This window comes from Streptomyces enissocaesilis, assembly GCF_039533765.1.
In the GTDB taxonomy this organism is placed as follows: Bacteria; Actinomycetota; Actinomycetes; order Streptomycetales; family Streptomycetaceae; genus Streptomyces; species Streptomyces enissocaesilis.
On the sequence record NZ_BAAAUD010000021.1, the window covers coordinates 19,511 to 36,950 of the forward strand.

Genomic DNA, 17,440 nt, shown 5'->3' on the forward strand with positions numbered 1-17,440 from the left:
ATTGCGACCGGTTCGCAATAACAGTTGATCTTTATTAGGGGTGTGGAGAGCCATGCTGTCCCGATCGATACGTGGGGCGGCCGCCGCGACGCTGGCCGGAACACTGGCCTTCACCGCGGCGGCCTGCTCGAAGCCGGGCGCGTCCGGGACCGGATCCGGATCCGGCGGTTCCAAGGACTCCGCGGTCGTCGGCATCGCGTACGAGCCCGAGACGCTCAGCCCACTCCTCGGCTACGGCAAGGACGGCAACTCCAAGATCTTCGACGGGCTGCTCACCTTCGACGACGAGATGAAGCTCCAGCCGGCGCTCGCCGCCGAGCTGCCCGAAGTCACCGACGACGGCCGTACGTACACGTACACCCTGCGCCAGGGCGTGAAGTTCAGCGACGGCAAGCCCTTCACGTCGAAGGACGTGGTCTTCACCTACGAGACCATCCTCGACGAGAAGACCAACAACGCCTCCAAGACCGAACTCGACGCGGTCGAGGACGTCCGGGCCGACGGTGACCACAAGGTCGTCTTCACGCTCAAGTACCCGTACGCGCCGTTCGCCGAGCGCACCGTCCTTCCGATCGCTCCCGAGCACGTCGCGGGCGAGCAGGACGTCAACAGCGGCTCCTTCACGACGAAGCCGGTCGGCACGGGACCGTACGTCCTCACCAGCTGGTCCAAGGGCGAGAAGCTCAGCTTCAAGGCCAACCCCGGCTACTGGGGCGGCGCGCCGAAGGTGAAGAAGTTCACCATGGCGATCATCAAGGACGACGACGTGCGCGCCACGCGGCTGCGCACCGGCGACCTCGACGGTGCCATCCTGCCGCCCAACCTCGCCAAGACCTTCAAGGACGAGGCCGGCAGGACGACGTACGCCGCCAAGTCCTTCGACTACCGCACCGTGACCCTGCCGACCCACAACGAGGTCACGGGCGACACCGGCGTACGGCGCGCCCTCGACGTGGCCGTCGACCGCCAGGCCATGGTCGACAAGATCCTCGAAGGCGCGGGCAAGCCGGCCTACGGTCCCGTCCCGACGGACAGCCCCTGGTTCGCCAAGGGCACCGAGCGCGTCCACGACCTCGCGAAGGCGAAGAAGATCCTCGACGAAGCGGGCTGGAAGCCCGGCGCCGACGGCATCCGCGTCAAGGACGGCGTACGCGCCGAGTTCCCGCTCTGGTACCTCTCCGGCGACAAGCTCCGCCAGGACCACGCCCTCGCCTACGCGTCCGACGCGAAGAAGGCCGGCATCGACATCAGGACCCAGGCCGGCACCTGGGAGGTCATCATGCCGCGCATGAAGCACGACGCGGTGCTCGCGGGCGGCGGTTCGCCCGGCGACCCCGACTTCGACCAGTACACGCTCCTCCGGTCCTCGCTGGCGGGCGACGCCTTCAACAACATGGCGTGGTACGACAACCCGGCCGTCGACAAGGCGCTCAAGGACGGACGCGAGAGCGGTGAGAAGGCCGACCGCAAGGCCGCGTACGACACCGTCCAGCGCGAGCTCGTGAAGAACCCCGGCTACACCTTCCTCACCCACATCGACCACCTGTACGTCGTCGACGAAAAGTGGTCCGGGCTGACGACGCAGATCGAGCCGCACGACCACGGCCTGGCCTCCGGACCGTGGTGGAACGTCGAGGACTGGACGCCGAAGAAGTGATGCACCTGAGCCGGAAGCTCCCCTGGGGGCCGATGGCGAGGATGGCGGGGCGACGCCTCCTGTTCGCCGCCCCCGTCCTGCTGGTGGTGACCTTCGGCGTCTTCGCCGTCGCCGCCGCCTCGCCCTTCGACCCCGTCAAGGCCTACGCGGGCACCGCGGGCCTCACCGCCTCGCAGGAGAACCTCGACCAGCTCCGCGCCAACCTCGGCGTCGACCAGCCGCTCGTCGAACGATGGTGGCACTGGCTGACCTCGGCGGTCACCGGGGACCTCGGCGACTCCAGCGTGATGCGCCAGCCCGTCACCGACGTCATCGCCGAACGCCTCGGCTGGTCGGTACTGCTCGCCGTCACCGCGTTCCTCGTCGCGATCCTGCTCGGCACGTCGCTGGGCGTGCTGGCCGCGCGCCGGCAGGGCGGCTGGCTGGACCGGGCCGTCAGCTCGGCGGCGTACACCCTGGAAGCGGCGCCCGCCTTCTGGCTGGGCCTGCTCGCCATGTGGTTCTTCGCGCTCAGGCTGGGAGTGCTGCCGGCCGGCGGTCTGACCGACACCGGCAGCGACGTGGTCACCTTCGGGCAGGTCGCCACGCACCTGGTGCTGCCGGCGGCTGTTCTCGGTGTTTCGCAGCTTCCCTGGTTCTTCCTCTACGTACGCCAGGGTGTCGCCGACGCGCTGGAGGAGGATCCGGTGCGCGGCGCCCGCGCGCGCGGGCTGAACGAACGTACCGTGCTGCTCGGACACGCCCTGCGCTCCGGGATGCTGCCGACGCTCACCCTCATCGGCTCGCGCGTGCCCGAACTCATCACCGGTGCGCTGCTCGTCGAGACGGTCTTCAGCTGGCCGGGCATCGCGGCGGCGACCGTGCAGGCGGCGACCTCGGTGGACTTCCCGCTGCTGGCGGCGCTGACGGTGCTCGCCACGGCGGCGGTCCTGGCCGGGAACCTGCTGTCCGACCTGCTGTACGGACTCGCGGACCCGAGGGTGGGCTTCGATGGCTGAACTCGCTTCCGGGCCCGTCCCCGGGCCCGTCCCCGGGCCCGTCCCCGAGCCCGCGGTGTGGCGCTCGCACGGGCGCACCCGCCGCTCGACGCGCACGGTCCGCGTCCGCGCCTCCGTCGTGATCGTGGTGGCGGTGGTGCTCGCCGTTCTCGTCGTACCGCCGCTGGCCGACCTCGACCAGCAGGCCGTCGACTTGTCGATGAAGCTCCAGCCGCCGTCCCTGGCCCACCCGTTCGGGACGGACGACGTCGGGCGCGACCTGCTGCTGCGCTGCGTGTACGGGCTGCGCGTCTCCCTCATGGTCGGCCTGGTCGCGGCGCTCGTCGCCACGTTCATCGGTACGGCGGTGGGTGCGGCGGCAGCGGCGTTCGGCGGCTGGACGGACCGTGTGGTGATGCGGCTCGTCGACACCTTCTCGTCCATCCCGCACCTGCTGCTGGGCATCTTCATCGTCGCGATGTTCCGGCCGGGGGTGTGGCCGGTGATCGTGTCGGTTGCCCTGACGCACTGGCTGTCCACGGCCCGCATCGTCCGCTCCGAGGTGCTCTCGCTGCGCTCGCGCCCGTACATCGACGCGGCGGTCTCGGGCGGCGCGTCGCGGTGGCGGGTCGCGGTGCGCCATCTGCTGCCGGGCGTACTGCCGCAGGCGGGGCTCGCGGCGGTCCTGATGGTCCCGCACGCGATGTGGCACGAGTCGGCGCTCTCGTTCCTGGGCCTCGGCCTGCCGACGCACCAGGCGAGCCTGGGCAACCTGGTCCAGTCGGCCCGCAGCTCGCTGCTGGCCGGTGACTGGTGGCCGACGCTCTTCCCCGGTCTCCTCCTGATCATCCCGACCCTCGCCATCGCGGGCCTGGCCGGCTCCTGGCGGGAACGGATCAACCCGCGTCGCCGATCGGAGCTGATGCTGTGACACCGCCCCAGGACGCGAAGCCGGTTCCCGCGGCCGCGCAGACCCCGGCCGCGGCCGGCCCGCACGACGCAGAAGCGGTTTCGGAGCGTTCCCTCGTGACATCCCCGTCCGTTCCGGGGAACGTTCATCACGCTGTTCCGGGGAACGTTCACGAACCTGTTCCGGGGAACGTTCGCAACGCGGCCCGTTCCGCGTCGGACGCCGACACGGGAAGCGACGCGAAGGCGGACCGTCCCGCGCACCGCCGGACGCCCCTGCTGTCCGTGCGGGGGCTCTCCGTACGGTTCCGGATGCGTGGAGGGCGGCACATCGCCGCCGTCGCCGACGCCGACTTCGACCTCGCGCAGGGGGAGTGCCTGGCCCTCGTCGGGGAGAGCGGCTGCGGGAAGTCCGTGCTCGCCTCCGCGCTGCTCGGACTGCTCCCCGGCAACGCCCAGACGGCGGGATCCGCGCTCCTGGGAGACGTCGATCTGCTCACCGCCGACGAACGCACCCTGGCGCGTACGGTGCGGGGACGCCGTGTCGGACTCGTACCGCAGAGTCCCGCCGCCCACCTCACGCCCGTGCGGACCGTCGGAGCGCAGCTCGAAGAGACGCTGCGCGAGCTGACCGGCACGCGGAAGCAGGACGTGCGCGAGGCGGCCCGCGCGGCGGCCGAGCGGGCCGCGTTCCCGGTGGACCACCTCGACCGCTACCCGCACGAACTGTCCGGCGGACTCGCGCAGCGCGCCGCGACCGCCCTCGCACTCGTCGGCGACGCGCCCCTGCTGCTCGCGGACGAGCCGACCACCGGCCTCGACCGCGACCTCGTCGACCGCACCGTCGACGAGCTCCGCCGGCACGTCGACGACGGCCACGCGCTGCTGATGATCACCCATGACCTCGCGGCCGCCGAACGCGTCGCGGACCGCGTCGCCGTGATGTACGCGGGACGCATCGTGGAACTCGCCGACGCCACGCGCTTCTTCCGGGGAACGGGCCCCCGGCACCCGTACGCCCGGGGCCTGCTGAACGCCCTTCCGGAGCGCGCGTTCGCGCCGATCCCCGGCATGCCGCCCGAGCTCGGAGACCTGCCTGCGGGGTGCGCCTTCGCCGCCCGCTGCGCGTACGCCACCGAGTCCTGCGCCCTGCGGCCGGACTTCGCGGACGGCGTCGCCTGCCACCACCCGCCGGCCCAGGAGAGCGCACGTGCTTGAACTCGAAGCGATCACCGCCGGTTACGAACGCGGCAAGCCCGTCGTGCGGGACGCGCACCTCACCGTCGGACCCGGCGAAGCGGTCGGCCTGCTCGGGCCGAGCGGCTGCGGCAAGTCGACGCTCGCCCGGGTCGCCGCCCTGCTCCACCGCCCCGACACCGGCACCGTCACCCTCGACGGCCGCACGGTCACCGGCTGGCGCCACCGCGCCCCGCGCGAACAGCGCACGGCGATCGGCGTGGTCTTCCAGCAGCCCCGGCTGTCCGCCGACCCCCGCCTGCGCCTGCGCGACCTGATCGCGGAACCACTGCGCGCCACCGGGCGGCGCGACGAAGCGGCCACCGCCGTCGGTGAGCTGGCCCGGGTCGTGGGGCTCGGCGACGACCTCCTCACCCGGCGCCCGCACGAGGTGAGCGACGGCCAGCTGCAACGCGCCTGTCTGGCCCGCGCCCTGGTGCTGCGCCCGCGCTGGCTGGTCTGCGACGAGATGACGGCGATGCTGGACGCGTCGACGACGGCGGCCCTGGTCGCGGTGGTCGAGCAGTACCGGCGCGAACACGGCGCCGGCCTGCTGGCCGTCGGCCACGACCGTGTCCTCCTGGAGCGCTGGTGCGACCGCACGGTCCGTTGGGAGGACGTCGCCGCGGCGGTCTGAACCGGGGGCGACGATCGTCCGAACTCCTGTGGTGGGCCTGCCCATTGAGGCGGTACGGGGCGGATACTCGACGGAGTCACCGACGCCCCGTACACCTCCGGAGGCACCATGGCCGTCAGCGCGCCCACCCGCCGCAGAGCCGTCACCACTCTCACCGCCGCCCTCGCGGGAGCCGTCGCCGTTCCCTCGTACGCCCGGGCGGCCGAGCGGAAGCCAGGCCACAGCCCCCTGCGCCGCGCGCACGCGCACAACGACTACGAGCACCCGCGCCCCCTCCTGGACGCCCTCTCCCACGGCTTCACGAGCGTGGAGGCGGACATCCACCTCGTCGACGGACAGCTCCTCGTCGCCCACGACCCGGCCGGCCTCGATCCGTCGCGCACCCTGGAATCGCTCTACCTGGCCCCCCTGGCGGCCAGGGTCGGGGCCGACCACGGTTCCGTGCACCGCGGATACCGCCGTCCCGTGCAGCTGCTGATCGACATCAAGACCGACGGCGCCGCCACCTATCCCGAACTCCACCGCCAACTGCGCCGGTACCGCCGGATGCTGAGCACGTACGCGTACGGTCGCGTCCGCCCCGGCGCGGTGACCCCCGTCATCTCCGGCCACCGCGCCGCCCGCGCCCCGATGGAGGCGCAGCGCGTGCGCCACGCCTTCTACGACGGACGTCTCGACGACCTGGCCGGCCCCGGCGCCGCGAATCCGGCCCCCGCCTCCTTCATCCCCCTGATCAGCGGCAACTGGACGCACAGCTTCACCTGGCAGGGCGACGGCCCGTTCCCCGCCGCCGAACGCGCGAAGCTGCACGCCGTCGTCTCCACCGCCCACCGGCGCGGGCAGCGCGTCCGCTTCTGGGCCACGCCCGACCTGCCGGGGCCGGCGCGGGACGCAGTCTGGACCGAACTCCTCGCCGCCGACGTGGACCACGTCAACACCGACGACCTCGCGGGCCTGGAGCGTTTCCTTCGTACGTACGACCGTACGCGCGGCGCGTAGTCGGCCGTCACCGCCAGTCAACACCCGTACGGCGGACATGTCTTCCGCCCGAATGGACCCTCCGCTACGCCAGACTGACGGCCGAATGCCGCAATCCAGGCGCGGCGGAGGAGGTTGACCATGGCCATTTCGATCTCGTTGGTGCTGCTTCTGCTGATTCTCGCGGTGATCTTCCTGCGCAACGGGGGGCTGAAGGTCTCGCACGCGCTGGTCTGCGTGCTGCTCGGCTTCTTCCTGGCCGGTACGAGCATGGGGCCGACCATCCAGAACGGGGTCGCCGCCACCGCCGAAGTGGTCGGCGGCCTCAGGCCCTGACCACCGCCCACGCGTACGCCCGTCCCACCCCGCTCACGCCTTGACCGCGCCGACGACCAGGTACGAGGCGTAACACCGGTGCAGGGCGTCGTCAGGACCGGGCCCGCCCCGAACGCGGCGCCGGATGACGCCTGCCGACGCGAGACTCCTGGGCCCGCTCAGTACAGGCCGACGCGTCGTGCGGTGTCCTCGCCGTGCTGCATACGCCGGTGGGCGTCTTCGCCCAGGGCCGTCATCACGCCCGCGACGACGGTCTCCAGGACGGCGAGCGTGGGCACGAGGCTGTCGTAGGGGGAGGGGGCGGCCACCTGGCTGGGCAGGACCACCTCGGCATGCGTGGCGGCGGGGGAGAGCCAGGTGTCGGTGAACAGGATCACCTTTCCGCCGTGTTCCTGGACGAGCCCGGCCATGACGGCCTTGTCCTGTTCGTACCGGCGGTAGTCGAAGACGACCAGGACATCGCGGCGGGTGAGCGCGGCGAGCACCGCCGTGCGCTCGACGTCACGGTCGGGCAGGAACCGCACGTCGTCGCGCAACTGCATCAGGTGCAGGCCCAGATACCGGGCGAGCAGGTGGGTGAAGCGGCCGCCGGCCAGGGTGATGCGGCGCTTGCCGTCGGACAACAGCCGTACGGCGTGCTCCAGATCGTGCGGGGGCAGTTCCGCGAGCGTCCTGGCCACCGCGGTGGTGAACACCTCGCTGCCGCGCCGGAGCAGTGCGGAGTCGGTGCAGTCGCCTTCCTGGACGTGGCTGTAGCCGGTGGACTCGTACAGGGAAAGCGGCGAGGCGTTGCGCTCGTCGAGCTCTTCGCGCAGCGCGGCCTGCAAGCCCGGGAAGCCCCGGTAGCCGAGGCGGTTGACGAAGCGGATGACGGTGGGCGCGCTCACGCCGGCCCGTTCGGCCAGAACGGCGATGGTCTCGAACCCGGCTGCGGGATAGCCGGCCAGGAGCACCCGGCCGACCTTGCGTTCGGCCGGACTGAGCTCGCCCAGCTTGCGCCGGATCTCGTCGGCGAGAGCGCCAGAGGCCATGGGGCTTTTCCCTTCGGGGTGGTTCGGGGCCCGGGGCGGGTGGACAGCGAGCCTATTGTCCGCCCACGGGCTCCGGGCCCGCCGGGCGGGCCGGTCCGCACACCCCTTGTCGTTGCTGGTTGCTGGTTGCTGGTTGCTATTGCGGTGCGACGGCGATGCGGAGTTCCGTCAGCGTACGAGCGGTGACACCGTCGTCGGTCCAGGAGGTGAAGCCCGGCTGCTTGGCGAAGGTGACCGTGAACCGCGGCCCGTCCTCGAACGTCGTGGCCCGCGCGGTGCGCTGGGCTCCGGTGGCCGCCAGGGCGCGCGCGGTGTTCAGGAAGGAGTACGGGACTCCTGCCGGGTTGGCCGCGGAGAAGAAGACGTCGGTGTTGGCGGGCACCGGCGTGGCGGCGCCGGGCGCGAAGGGGCGTTTGCCCGCGGCGGGCAGGGTGCGCCAGCGGCGGGGATCGTAACGGTCGCCGTCGGTGAGGAAGCTGTAGCGGGCGCCGCTCAGCGACCACCCCCTGGCGCTGGTGGTGACGCGGGCCCGGCGCAGGTCGAAAACGCCCACGCCCCGGGGGCCGAGGACGCGCAGCCGTTCGTCCGCGTGACCTGGACGGTCGACGACCAGTGCGGTGTTCTCCTCCAGCGCGTAGACCCGGTCGTGCCCGGTGTCGGCCGCGAGCCGCAGCGCGCGGCCCTCGCGCCCGTACGCGCCCGTGTGGGTGTCGATCAGGCCCGATCCGAGGAATCCGAAGCCGCCTTCGGGCAGGTGCCCCAGGCGCGTGGGGTCGTCGAAATAGCCGGGGCCGCTGCCATCGCGCAGCCCCTGGTACGACTCGCCGCCGGTGACCATGTCGGCTCCTGCCATGATCTGGGCCCCGGCGCTCGATCCGGCCACGACGGCGCCGCCGGCGAGCTTGGCGCGGATGGCGGCCAGCACCTTGGAGTCGGTGTGGGCCGCCCCGTGCAGCAGGGTGGTGATGTAGCGGTACTGGTCGCCGCCACCGAAGAAGAACCCGGTCATCGAGTCGATCTGGCGCACCACCTCGTCGGAGTCGGCGTTGGGGATGTGGTCGAGGTCGACCGGGATCCACTGGGCGTCGGCGGCGCCGTGCCGCTCGAACAGGCCGGCGTAGTAGTCCCCGTTGCACTCGGAGTTGCCGCATGTGCCGGGATCGTCCGCGTCGGGGTCCTGGCTCGCGGGGACCGAGGCGGCGGTGATCACACCGATCCGGGCCCGGGCGCCGCCCGCCCGGCCGATGATCTCGCCGTAGACCTGGGCGTTGTCGGCCTTGAGCCCGCCGCCGATCAGGACGAGTGAGCCGCCGTCGCGGTGTGTCTGCGAGGGGGCGGCCCCGGACTGGGAGGACAGGGCCAGGGTGAGCAGGACGGCCGTACCTCCTGCGAGAGCGGCGCGGCGTGACGCGTACGGGATGCGCATGTGGTGCCTCCGGGGAACGGCCGGAAGGGATCGGCTGGAAGGGATCGGCCGCAGCGGTTCGGCCGCAGGGAACGGCCGCAGCGGATCGGAGCGGGCAGGCCGGTGTCAGCCGTTTCGGGAGTCGCCCAGGGTGGCGACGAGGGACGCGAGCAGGGCGATGCGGCTGGGCACGGTGGCGGTGTCCAGCCACTCCTCGGGGGTGTGGTCCGCTCCGCCGACAGGCCCCAGCCCGTCCAGGGTCGGTACGCCCGCGCCGGCGATGATGTTGGCGTCACCCACCCCACCCGTGGCCACCGCCCCCAGCGGTATGCCCAGTTCGGCGGCCAGAGCGCGTGCGTGGGCCAGGACGTGGTGCGAGGCCACGGTGTCCTCCATCGGCGGGCACAGGTCCAGCCGTTCCACCTCGACGCCGGTACCCGGCACGGCGGGCCGCGCGGCGGCCTCCTCGATGGCCTTCCAGGCCCGTACGATGCCCGACGCCGTGACCGAGCGGACCTCGACCCGCAGTTCCGCCTCCGGGCAGACGATGTTGGTGCGGGTGCCCGCCCGTACCACTCCGACGTTGACGGTCACCCCGTCCCAGCGTCCGTTCAGCGCCTGCAACTCCACCACCAGGTGGGCCGCGGTCAGCGCCGCGTTGGCACCCCGTTCGGGCTCGATGCCGGAGTGGGCGGCGCGGCCGGTGACGGTCAGCAGGAAGTCGGCGACACCCTTGCGGGCGATCACCAGGTCGCCGTTCTCGCGTGCGCACTCCAGGGCGAGCGCGTAGTGCGCACCCCGGGCCGCGCGCTCGGTGACCGCGCGACTGGCGGGAGAGCCGATCTCTTCGTCCGGAGTGGCGAGGAAGACCAGCTCCCCGTACTCCTCCACACCCGTCTCCGCGAGGATCTCCAGCGCGGTCAGCCCGGCCAGCAGGCCCCCCTTGTCGTCACTGACACCGGGGCCGTGGGCGAGGGATCCCCGGACGGCGAAGGGGCGTTCGGCGGCGGTGCCGTCCTGGAAGACGGTGTCCATGTGAGCGACGAGCAGGATCCGGCGTCCGCCCGCGCCGGCCGACAGCCTGCCGGTCTTCCGGGCGACCAGTACGTCTCCGGTCTGCCTCCCGTCGGCCGTGCGCGCCGGGGTGACGCGTTCCACGGTGAAGCCGATGGCGGCCAGCCGGGCGGCTGTCCAGTCGGCGACCCGGTTCACTCCGGAGGGACTGTACGAACCGGAGTCGACGGCGACGAGCTCGGCCAGGTCCGACAGGAAGCGGCCGAGCCGTTCCTCGGCGTAAGGCAGCAGTGCGACGGCGCGCGGCCGCTGCCGCGAGGGGGCGGTCACAGGACCTTCGACAGGAAGGCGCGGGTGCGCTCGTGCCGCGGCTCGACCAGCACCTGCCGGGGATCTCCGGCCTCGACGACCACACCGTCGTCCATGAAGACCGCGGTGTCGCCCACCTCACGGGCGAAGCCGGTCTCGTGCGTGACGACGACCATCGTCATGCCGTCGGCGGCCAGTTGCCTCATCACGTCCAGGACGTCACCGACCAGTTCCGGGTCGAGCGCGGAGGTCGGCTCGTCGAAGAGCATGAGCTTCGGCTTCATCGCGAGGGCGCGGGCGATGGCGACGCGCTGCTGCTGGCCGCCCGAGAGCTGTGCCGGGTAATGGCCGGCCCGGTCGCCCAGCCCCACTCGGCCGAGGAGGCGCAGGGCGTCCGCGCGGGCCGCTGCCGGTGTGGCGCCGCCGACCCTGACCGGTGCCTCCATGACGTTCTGCACCGCCGTCATGTGCGGGAAGAGGTTGAAGCGCTGGAAGACCATGCCGATGTCGCGTCGGCGCTCGGCGACTTCCCTCTCCCGCAGTTCGTGCAGTTGGGTGCCGCGCTGCCGGTAGCCGACGAGTTCGCCGTCGACCGAGAGCCTGCCGCCGTCGATCTTCTCCAGGTGGTTGATGCAGCGCAGGAAGGTGGACTTGCCCGAACCGGACGGGCCCAGCAGACAGCACACCTGGCCGCGCTCCACGGTCAGGTCGATGCCCTTGAGGACCTCGAGCTTCCCGAAGCGCTTGCGCAGGCCCTGGGCATGCACCATGGGGGCGCTCAACGGCCCTTCTCCTTCGTGTTCGTGCCGGCGTCCTCGGCCGTACGGGCCGAACCGGTCGTGCGGGGCAGAGCACCCGCGAGCAGGCGGCGGAGCGGCGACGCATGACCACTACGTGCGGCACCGCGTCCGTAGCGGCGCTCCAGCCAGGCCTGCGGAACGCTCAGCAGGCTGACCAGGGCCAGGTACCAGAGCGAGGCGACGACGAGCATGGGAATGACCTGGTAGTTCTGCGCGTACACGTCCTGGATGTTCGACATCAGGTCGTGCGCGGCGATCACCGAGACCAGTGCCGTCATCTTCAGCATGTTGATCGTCTCGTTGCCCATCGGCGGGATGATCACCCGCATGGCCTGGGGAAGCACGACCCGGCGCATCGTCAGCGCCGGGCGCATGCCGAGCGAGTGCGCGGCCTCGGCCTGGCCGGTGTCGACGGACTGGATGCCGGCCCGGACGATCTCGGACGCGTACGCCGCCTCGTTCAGACCGAGCGCGAGCAGCGCGGCGACGGTGGGAGTGAGCAGGGAGTTGGTCTCGGCCCGGAAGAACGTGATGTCGGTGAACGGGATGCCGATCAGCACGCTCTGGTAGAGGGCACCCGCGTAACCCCAGAAGATGATCTGGACCAGAAGCGGCGTTCCCCGGAACGCCCAGACGAACAGCGACGACAGGCCGTAGAGCACCGGGTTGGAGGACAGGCGCATCACCGCGAGGAGTGTCCCCAGGGCGAGGCCCAGGGCCATGGCCGCGGCTGTCAGCCACAGCGTGGTGGCCAGCCCTTCGAAGATCAGGCCGGCGAAGAGATAGGTGCCGATGATGTCCCAGTGCAGGTTCTCGTTCTTGGCCAGGGAGCCGATCAGCCCGGTCAGCGAAAGGACCGAGGCGAGAGCGGCGATCCACCGGCCGTAGTGGCGTACGGGAACGACCGTGAGTTCGCCGCCGGCCGGTGCGCTGTTCCTGTGCGGAGTGTTCGCGGTTGCTGTGGTGGTGGTCATCTCTGGTCGACCGCCGCGTTCCTGGTGGCTTCCTGGACGGCGATGGAGGCGACGCCGTACTTCTCGAAGATCTTGGCGGCGGTGCCGTCGTCGATCAGGGACTGCAACGCCTTCTGGACGGCATCGGTGAGGCCGGGCAGCTTCTTGGACACGGCGATGCCATTGGGCGAGGCGTTGTAACCGCCGGTCGCGGCCGGGTCGTCGACGACCTCGAACGCCTTGCCGCCGTCAGCGGTCTTGGCGGTCCACCCTGCCGCCGGCTTGGTCAGCACCTGCGCCGCCACCTTCTTCGCGCGCAGGGCGAGCTGGGCGTCGGAGTCCTTCGGGAAGGTCTGGATTGCGATCTCGTCCCGGCCCGCCTTCTCACAGGCCCCCTGGTGGCTCTTGAGGAGGTCCAGCTGGTTCGTGGCGGCCTGTACCCCGACCTTCTTGCCGCACAGGTCGTCCAGGGTGGTGATCTTCTCCGGGTTGCCCCTGGGGACCATGATCCCGGAGCCGGAGACCGAGTAGTCGACGAAGTCGACGACCTTCTGCCGCTCCTTGTTGTCGGTCATGGCGGACATCGCCGCGTCGAACTTGCCGGCCTGGATCGCGGGCACGATGCCGTCGAACTTCTGCGGGGTGAAGACGAACTCCACTCCCAGGCGTGCGCCCAGTGCCTGCCCCAGGTCGTAGTCCAGACCGGTCAGTTCGCTCTCCCCCTCCTTGACGAACATCTCGAAGGGCGGGTACGGGACGTCGGTCGCCACTCGCACGGTGCCGGACTTCTTCACGGTGTCCGGAAGCGTGTCGTACAGCTCCGGATCCTTCTCGATGTCCACACCGGCGACCTCGGTGTCCGCCGGCATTCCGGCGGCGGTGTCGTCGCCGCCGCATGCCGAGAGCGTCACCAGGGCCGCCGCCGTCAGTGCGGCGGCCGTCGCGCGTCGGGGCAGGCAGATGTACTTCACGGTCGTTCCCTCCCGGAGGACTTCAGCCGGCGGATGCATCCACTGCCGGCTCGCCCCAGAAGTTACACACAGGGCAAGGGGATGGCTAGATGTAATGCCCATTACGTATGAGTAACGTGCTCGTCCTGGTCGTCACCTGGTGCACGGGCCGTAGATTCCGCCGGAAAATAGCTGATGACCAAGGGAGCGTTTCCCGAGGTCTGCGTTACACCTAGCGCTGCCGCTCGGTCATATGTACTTTCCATCTCGGTCGACTCAGGCCCCCTTGGCGTCGCGTTCCGCGACTCTCCATGGCTTCCAGGAGGACTCCGTGCGTTCCCACTCCGACACGCCCGCGCCGAGCCGGCGCCCCGCGCTGCGTTTCGCGACCTGCCTGGCCGCCGCCCTGGGGCTCCTGGCTCCCGCTCTCGTGGTCGGCGAGCCCGCCCACGCCGCGGCGAAGCGCATCCGCCTCGGCAATTCCACGGACGTCAGCCGCGGCAACTGGTCGGGTCCGGCCCACACGATGAACGGCGCCGGCGCCGTCGTGCCCGCCACCATGTCCAGGGCGATCGACGCCATTCGCGGCGGCGCCGGCACCCTGGACGTCGTCGTCCTCGCGGGATCGTCACCGACATCGGGAAGCGCCACGCCGGAGTGCGACGCGATCACCCGCCTCGCCGGCGTCAACTCCTGTACGACCTGGACGCTGACCACCCGTAACGACGGCAACAACAGCGCCGCCAACACCGACATCCGCAACGCGGAGTTCGTCTACTTCGCCGGCGGCGACCAGTGCGACTACGCCGACTGGAAGGGCACCGCCCTCCAGTCCTCCGTACGGTCCGTGGTCGCCAAGGGCGGCGGCTCCGGCGGTGGCAGCGCGGGCCACCACGTCAACAGCCCGATCGTCTACGACGCCTGCGACGGCAGCGTCACCTCGGACGAAGCCCTCCACGACCCGTACGACCCGGCGATCACCTTCACCACCGGCATGTTCGCCTGGCCCCACTACGCCGACACGGTCAACGACTCCCACTTCGTCACCCGCGACCGCATGGGCCGCACCATGGCCTTCGTCGCCCGCGCGATCGAGGACGGCCTCACCACCGACGGCGCCGCGTGGGGCGTCGGCGTCGAGGAGGGCGGCGGCTCCCTGTTCATCGACCGCGACGGCCTGGCCACCGTGACCGGTGCCGACGCCTACGTCGTGCTGGGAGACCACCGCCCCGAACGGGCCGACCCCGGCCGGCCCCTGACGTACTACGACTACAAGATCTGGCGCCTGCGCCCCGGCCGGACCTTCGACTTCAAGAACCGTCCCGCCTGCGGCTACTACCTCCGCAGTGTCGTCAACGGCGTCGCTGACAGAGGTCTTTACGACGGAACTCCGGTGACCGGCTGCACGACGGGTGGCGTGCCCACCGAGTCCTGAGCCCCGGCCGGGGCGGCGGCGCTGTCCGGACGCCCTCTACGGCGTGCCGGCCGGCGCCGCGCCGCGTTCCGGTCCGGTCCTGCGGCTGAGCGCCCCCGGCCACCAGGCGGTGCGGCCGATGTCGCGGACCAGGGCCGGAACGAGCAGGGAGCGGACGACGAGGGTGTCGAGCAGGACGCCGAAGGCGACGATGAAGGCGATCTGCAGCAGGAAGGCCAGGGGGATGACACCGAGCGCGGCGAAGGTGGCCGCGAGGACGACGCCCGCGGAGGTGATGACGCCACCGGTGGCGGTCAGTCCGCGCAGAACGCCTTCCCGGGTGCCGTGCCGCAGTGATTCCTCGCGGACCCGGGACATCAGGAAGATGTTGTAGTCCACGCCCAGGGCCACCAGGAACACGAACCCGTACAGCGGAACGGACGAGTCGGTGCCGCTGAAGCCGAGCAGGTGCTGGAAGACCAGTGAGGAGACACCCAGAGTGGCGAGGAAGTTCAGGGCCACCGTCGCGACGAGCAGGACGGGCATCAGCAGCGAGCGCAGCAGGCCGACCAGGATGACCAGGATGATCGCGAGCACCACCGGCACGATGAGGGAGCGGTCGTGCTCCGCCGTGCGCTGGGTGTCGTACTGCTGAGCGGTGTAGCCGCCGACCAGGGCGTCGGCGTCCGGTACGGCGCGCACGGCGTCGCGCAGCCGCGCCACGGTCTCCTTGGCGGCGTCGGTGTCCGCCGCGTCCGCGAGGACGGCGTCGATGCGCACCCTGCCGTCGACGACGAGCGGCTCGCCGCCTCCCGGGCGCCCGGAGGCCGTCGCCGGGGCGGCCGATGCCACCCCCTCGGTGCCTTCGACGGCGGCCGTCACCTGCCGCAGGGCCCCGGCCTCGGCGATGACGACGGCCGGGTTCCCGGATCCGCCGGGGAAGTGCTTGCCCAGCGTCTCCTGGGCGGCGACGGACGGGGCGTCGTTGACGAAGATCTCGTCCAGGGGCACGCCCTTGGAGTTCAGGGTCGGGGCGAAGGCGGCGCAGGCGAGCAGGGCCGCGAGGGTGACCGCCCACACCTTGCGGGGCGCGCGGTCCACCAGGGCCGCGATCCGCGTCCAGACGCCGTGACCGCCGCTCCCGTCCCCGGCGGGCCGGGGTTTCGCCGGCCAGTAGGCGGCGCGGCCGAGGACCACCAGGGCGGCGGGCAGGAACGTCAGGGCGCTCAGCACGGCGCAGACGATGCCGATCGCGCCGACCGGCCCCAGGGCCCGGTTGTTCGTCAGGTCGCTCAGGAGCAGGGCGAGCAGGCCGAGCGCGACGGTGGCGGCGCTCGCCGTGATCGGACCGAAGGACTGCCTCAGCGCGGCGCGCATGGCCGCGATCCGGTCGGCGCCCGCGGCCAGTTCCTCACGGAAGCGGGCGGTGAGCAGCAGCGCGTAGTCGGTGGCGGCGCCGATCACGAGGATCGACAGGATGCCCTGCACCTGGCCGTCCACCCGGACTACGTCGTGGTCGGCGAGGACGTACACGACAGCGCACGCCAGGCCCAGCGAGAAGACCGCTCCCGCGATGATCACCAGCGGAAGGAGCGCGCTGCGGTAGACGAGCAGCAGGATCAGCAGCACGGTCACCAGGGCCACGCCGAGCAGCAGGCCGTCGATGCCCGCGAAGGCGTCGGAGAGGTCGGCCTGACTCGCCGCGGGGCCGGCGAGCTGCACGGTGGTGCCGGGTACGGACTCGGCGGCCCCGGTGATCCGTTCCAGTACGGCGGGCAGCTCCTCACCGAGGCCGGGCTTCAGCTGCACGACCCCTTGCAGTGCCTGACCGTCCCGGGACGGAACGGCGGGGGACACCTCGCCCGCCACCCCGGGACTGCCGGCGAGCGTGGCCAGGGCCCGGGTCGCCGCACCCCGCTGCTCCCGGCTCAGCCGCCCGCCCGCGCCGCCCGCGTCGTCCGAGGTCCACACGACGATCGCCGGGAGCGTCTCGCCCTGACGGAATGCCTTCTGGGCATCGACGACCTTCGTCGATTCCGCGCTGCGGGGAAGGAAGGCGGCCTGGTCGTTGGTGGCGACTTCGCCGAGCTTCCCGGCGTACGGGCCGAGCATGCCGCCGACGGCCAGCCAGGCGACGATCAGAACGGCGGGGAGCAGCCAGCGGATCCGCCGGGCGGTGGTGGACATGAGAACTCCTGGGACGTGGCTGGGGCATGTCTGGTACGTGAAAAGTACCTCAATGAAAAACAATCTTAATGATTGAGATAAAGATAGGCCGCAGGCAAGCCGACAAGCCCTCCGGGCCCACGCCGTCCGGAGAATTCTCAGCGGCGCGGTACGCGCAACCCGCCCAGCTCCTCGTTCATGGCGGTGAGGAACCTCAGGGCCACCGACAGCTCCTCCTCGCTGAAGCGCCGGCGGGCACGGTCGGTGGCCGTGGCGAGCGGCATGAAGTACGAACGCGCCGCCGCCCGCGCTCCCTCCACATAATGGACATGAACCACCCTGCGGTCCGCGCTCTCGCGCGAGCGCCTGACATGCCCGGCCCGCTCCAGGCGGTCCAGGCAGGCGGTGACGGCCCCCGAGGTCAGACCCAGATGCTCGCGCAGCAGGCCCGGTGTCACCGGCTCCGTGCTGTCGAGGATCACCGCCAGCGCCTGGATGTCCGTGGCGTGCAGCCCCTGGCCGAGAGCGAAACCGTGGGCAAGACGGCTGATCTCGCCGTTCATGCGGCGCAGCTGAACCGCGAACGCCTGAAGATCCGCCGTCGGACCGCTCGGGGCAATGCCACCGTCACCGGACTCCCGCTCACCTGTACTGGCCACACGAACAGC

The 17,440-nt window shown here is 71.4% G+C and carries 16 protein-coding genes; 8 read left to right on the plus strand and 8 right to left on the minus strand.

Annotation, left to right across the window (positions count from 1 at the left end; genetic code table 11):
- Positions 1-52 precede the first annotated feature (52 nt).
- From ABD374_RS11045 to ABD374_RS11075, 7 genes are all read left to right on the plus strand, one after another.
- Entirely contained in the window at positions 53-1,657 is a 1,605-nt protein-coding gene (locus ABD374_RS11045; protein ID WP_344493997.1) for an ABC transporter substrate-binding protein, read from the plus strand.
- Between the two features lie 32 nt (positions 1,658-1,689).
- A complete protein-coding gene (locus ABD374_RS11050) occupies positions 1,690-2,655 on the plus strand; it encodes an ABC transporter permease (RefSeq protein WP_344494259.1) in 966 nt (321 codons plus the stop codon).
- Positions 2,648-3,565: an ABC transporter permease gene (locus ABD374_RS11055; RefSeq protein ID WP_344493999.1), complete on the plus strand. Its 918-nt coding sequence runs from the start codon at positions 2,648-2,650 to the stop codon at positions 3,563-3,565. Before ABD374_RS11050 ends, ABD374_RS11055 begins: the two co-directional genes overlap by 8 nt.
- Before the next feature lie 290 nt (positions 3,566-3,855).
- Positions 3,856-4,761 (plus strand): ABC transporter ATP-binding protein, encoded by a 906-nt coding sequence (locus tag ABD374_RS11060; protein ID WP_344494001.1) that lies wholly within the window; start codon positions 3,856-3,858, stop codon positions 4,759-4,761.
- Entirely contained in the window at positions 4,754-5,416 is a 663-nt protein-coding gene (locus ABD374_RS11065) for an ABC transporter ATP-binding protein (protein ID WP_344494003.1), read from the plus strand. Before ABD374_RS11060 ends, ABD374_RS11065 begins: the two co-directional genes overlap by 8 nt.
- A 108-nt stretch (positions 5,417-5,524) precedes the next feature.
- Positions 5,525-6,415 (plus strand): phosphatidylinositol-specific phospholipase C/glycerophosphodiester phosphodiesterase family protein, encoded by an 891-nt coding sequence (locus ABD374_RS11070; protein ID WP_344494005.1) that lies wholly within the window; start codon positions 5,525-5,527, stop codon positions 6,413-6,415.
- 120 nt (positions 6,416-6,535) lie between these two features.
- Entirely contained in the window at positions 6,536-6,730 is a 195-nt protein-coding gene (locus ABD374_RS11075; protein WP_344494007.1) for a hypothetical protein, read from the plus strand.
- A 158-nt stretch (positions 6,731-6,888) separates the two neighbouring features.
- Here ABD374_RS11075 and ABD374_RS11080 read toward each other — a convergent pair whose 3' ends face one another.
- The 6 genes from ABD374_RS11080 to ABD374_RS11105 all read right to left on the minus strand — a co-directional run bounded on the left by ABD374_RS11080 (position 6,889) and on the right by ABD374_RS11105 (position 13,213).
- Entirely contained in the window at positions 6,889-7,761 is an 873-nt protein-coding gene (locus ABD374_RS11080) for a MurR/RpiR family transcriptional regulator (protein WP_344494009.1), read from the minus strand.
- 136 nt (positions 7,762-7,897) lie between these two features.
- A complete protein-coding gene (locus tag ABD374_RS11085; protein WP_344494011.1) occupies positions 7,898-9,187 on the minus strand; it encodes a cyanophycinase in 1,290 nt (429 codons plus the stop codon).
- Between the two features lie 105 nt (positions 9,188-9,292).
- Complete coding sequence (locus tag ABD374_RS11090; RefSeq protein WP_344494013.1) at positions 9,293-10,510, minus strand: M20 family metallopeptidase; 1,218 nt, start codon at positions 10,508-10,510, stop codon at positions 9,293-9,295.
- Complete coding sequence (locus ABD374_RS11095; protein ID WP_344494261.1) at positions 10,507-11,259, minus strand: amino acid ABC transporter ATP-binding protein; 753 nt, start codon at positions 11,257-11,259, stop codon at positions 10,507-10,509. Before ABD374_RS11095 ends, ABD374_RS11090 begins: the two co-directional genes overlap by 4 nt.
- 8 nt (positions 11,260-11,267) lie before the next feature.
- Positions 11,268-12,263, minus strand: a complete 996-nt coding sequence (locus ABD374_RS11100; RefSeq protein WP_344494015.1) for an amino acid ABC transporter permease — start codon at positions 12,261-12,263, stop codon at positions 11,268-11,270.
- A complete protein-coding gene (locus ABD374_RS11105) occupies positions 12,260-13,213 on the minus strand; it encodes an ABC transporter substrate-binding protein (protein WP_344494017.1) in 954 nt (317 codons plus the stop codon). The genes ABD374_RS11100 and ABD374_RS11105 overlap by 4 nt, the downstream gene beginning before the upstream one ends.
- Positions 13,214-13,523: 310 nt before the next feature.
- On the opposite strand from ABD374_RS11105, the gene ABD374_RS11110 reads away from it, so the two are divergent.
- Positions 13,524-14,627 carry a hypothetical protein gene (locus tag ABD374_RS11110; protein WP_344494019.1) on the plus strand — a complete coding sequence of 368 codons (1,104 nt, stop codon included), beginning with the start codon at positions 13,524-13,526 and terminating at the stop codon, positions 14,625-14,627.
- A gap of 36 nt (positions 14,628-14,663) precedes the next feature.
- Here ABD374_RS11110 and ABD374_RS11115 read toward each other — a convergent pair whose 3' ends face one another.
- Positions 14,664-16,793, minus strand: a complete 2,130-nt coding sequence (locus ABD374_RS11115; RefSeq protein ID WP_344494021.1) for an MMPL family transporter — start codon at positions 16,791-16,793, stop codon at positions 14,664-14,666.
- Positions 16,794-16,930: 137 nt separating this feature from the next.
- Positions 16,931-17,431 (minus strand): MarR family winged helix-turn-helix transcriptional regulator, encoded by a 501-nt coding sequence (locus ABD374_RS11120; protein WP_344494023.1) that lies wholly within the window; start codon positions 17,429-17,431, stop codon positions 16,931-16,933.
- Positions 17,432-17,440 lie beyond the last annotated feature (9 nt).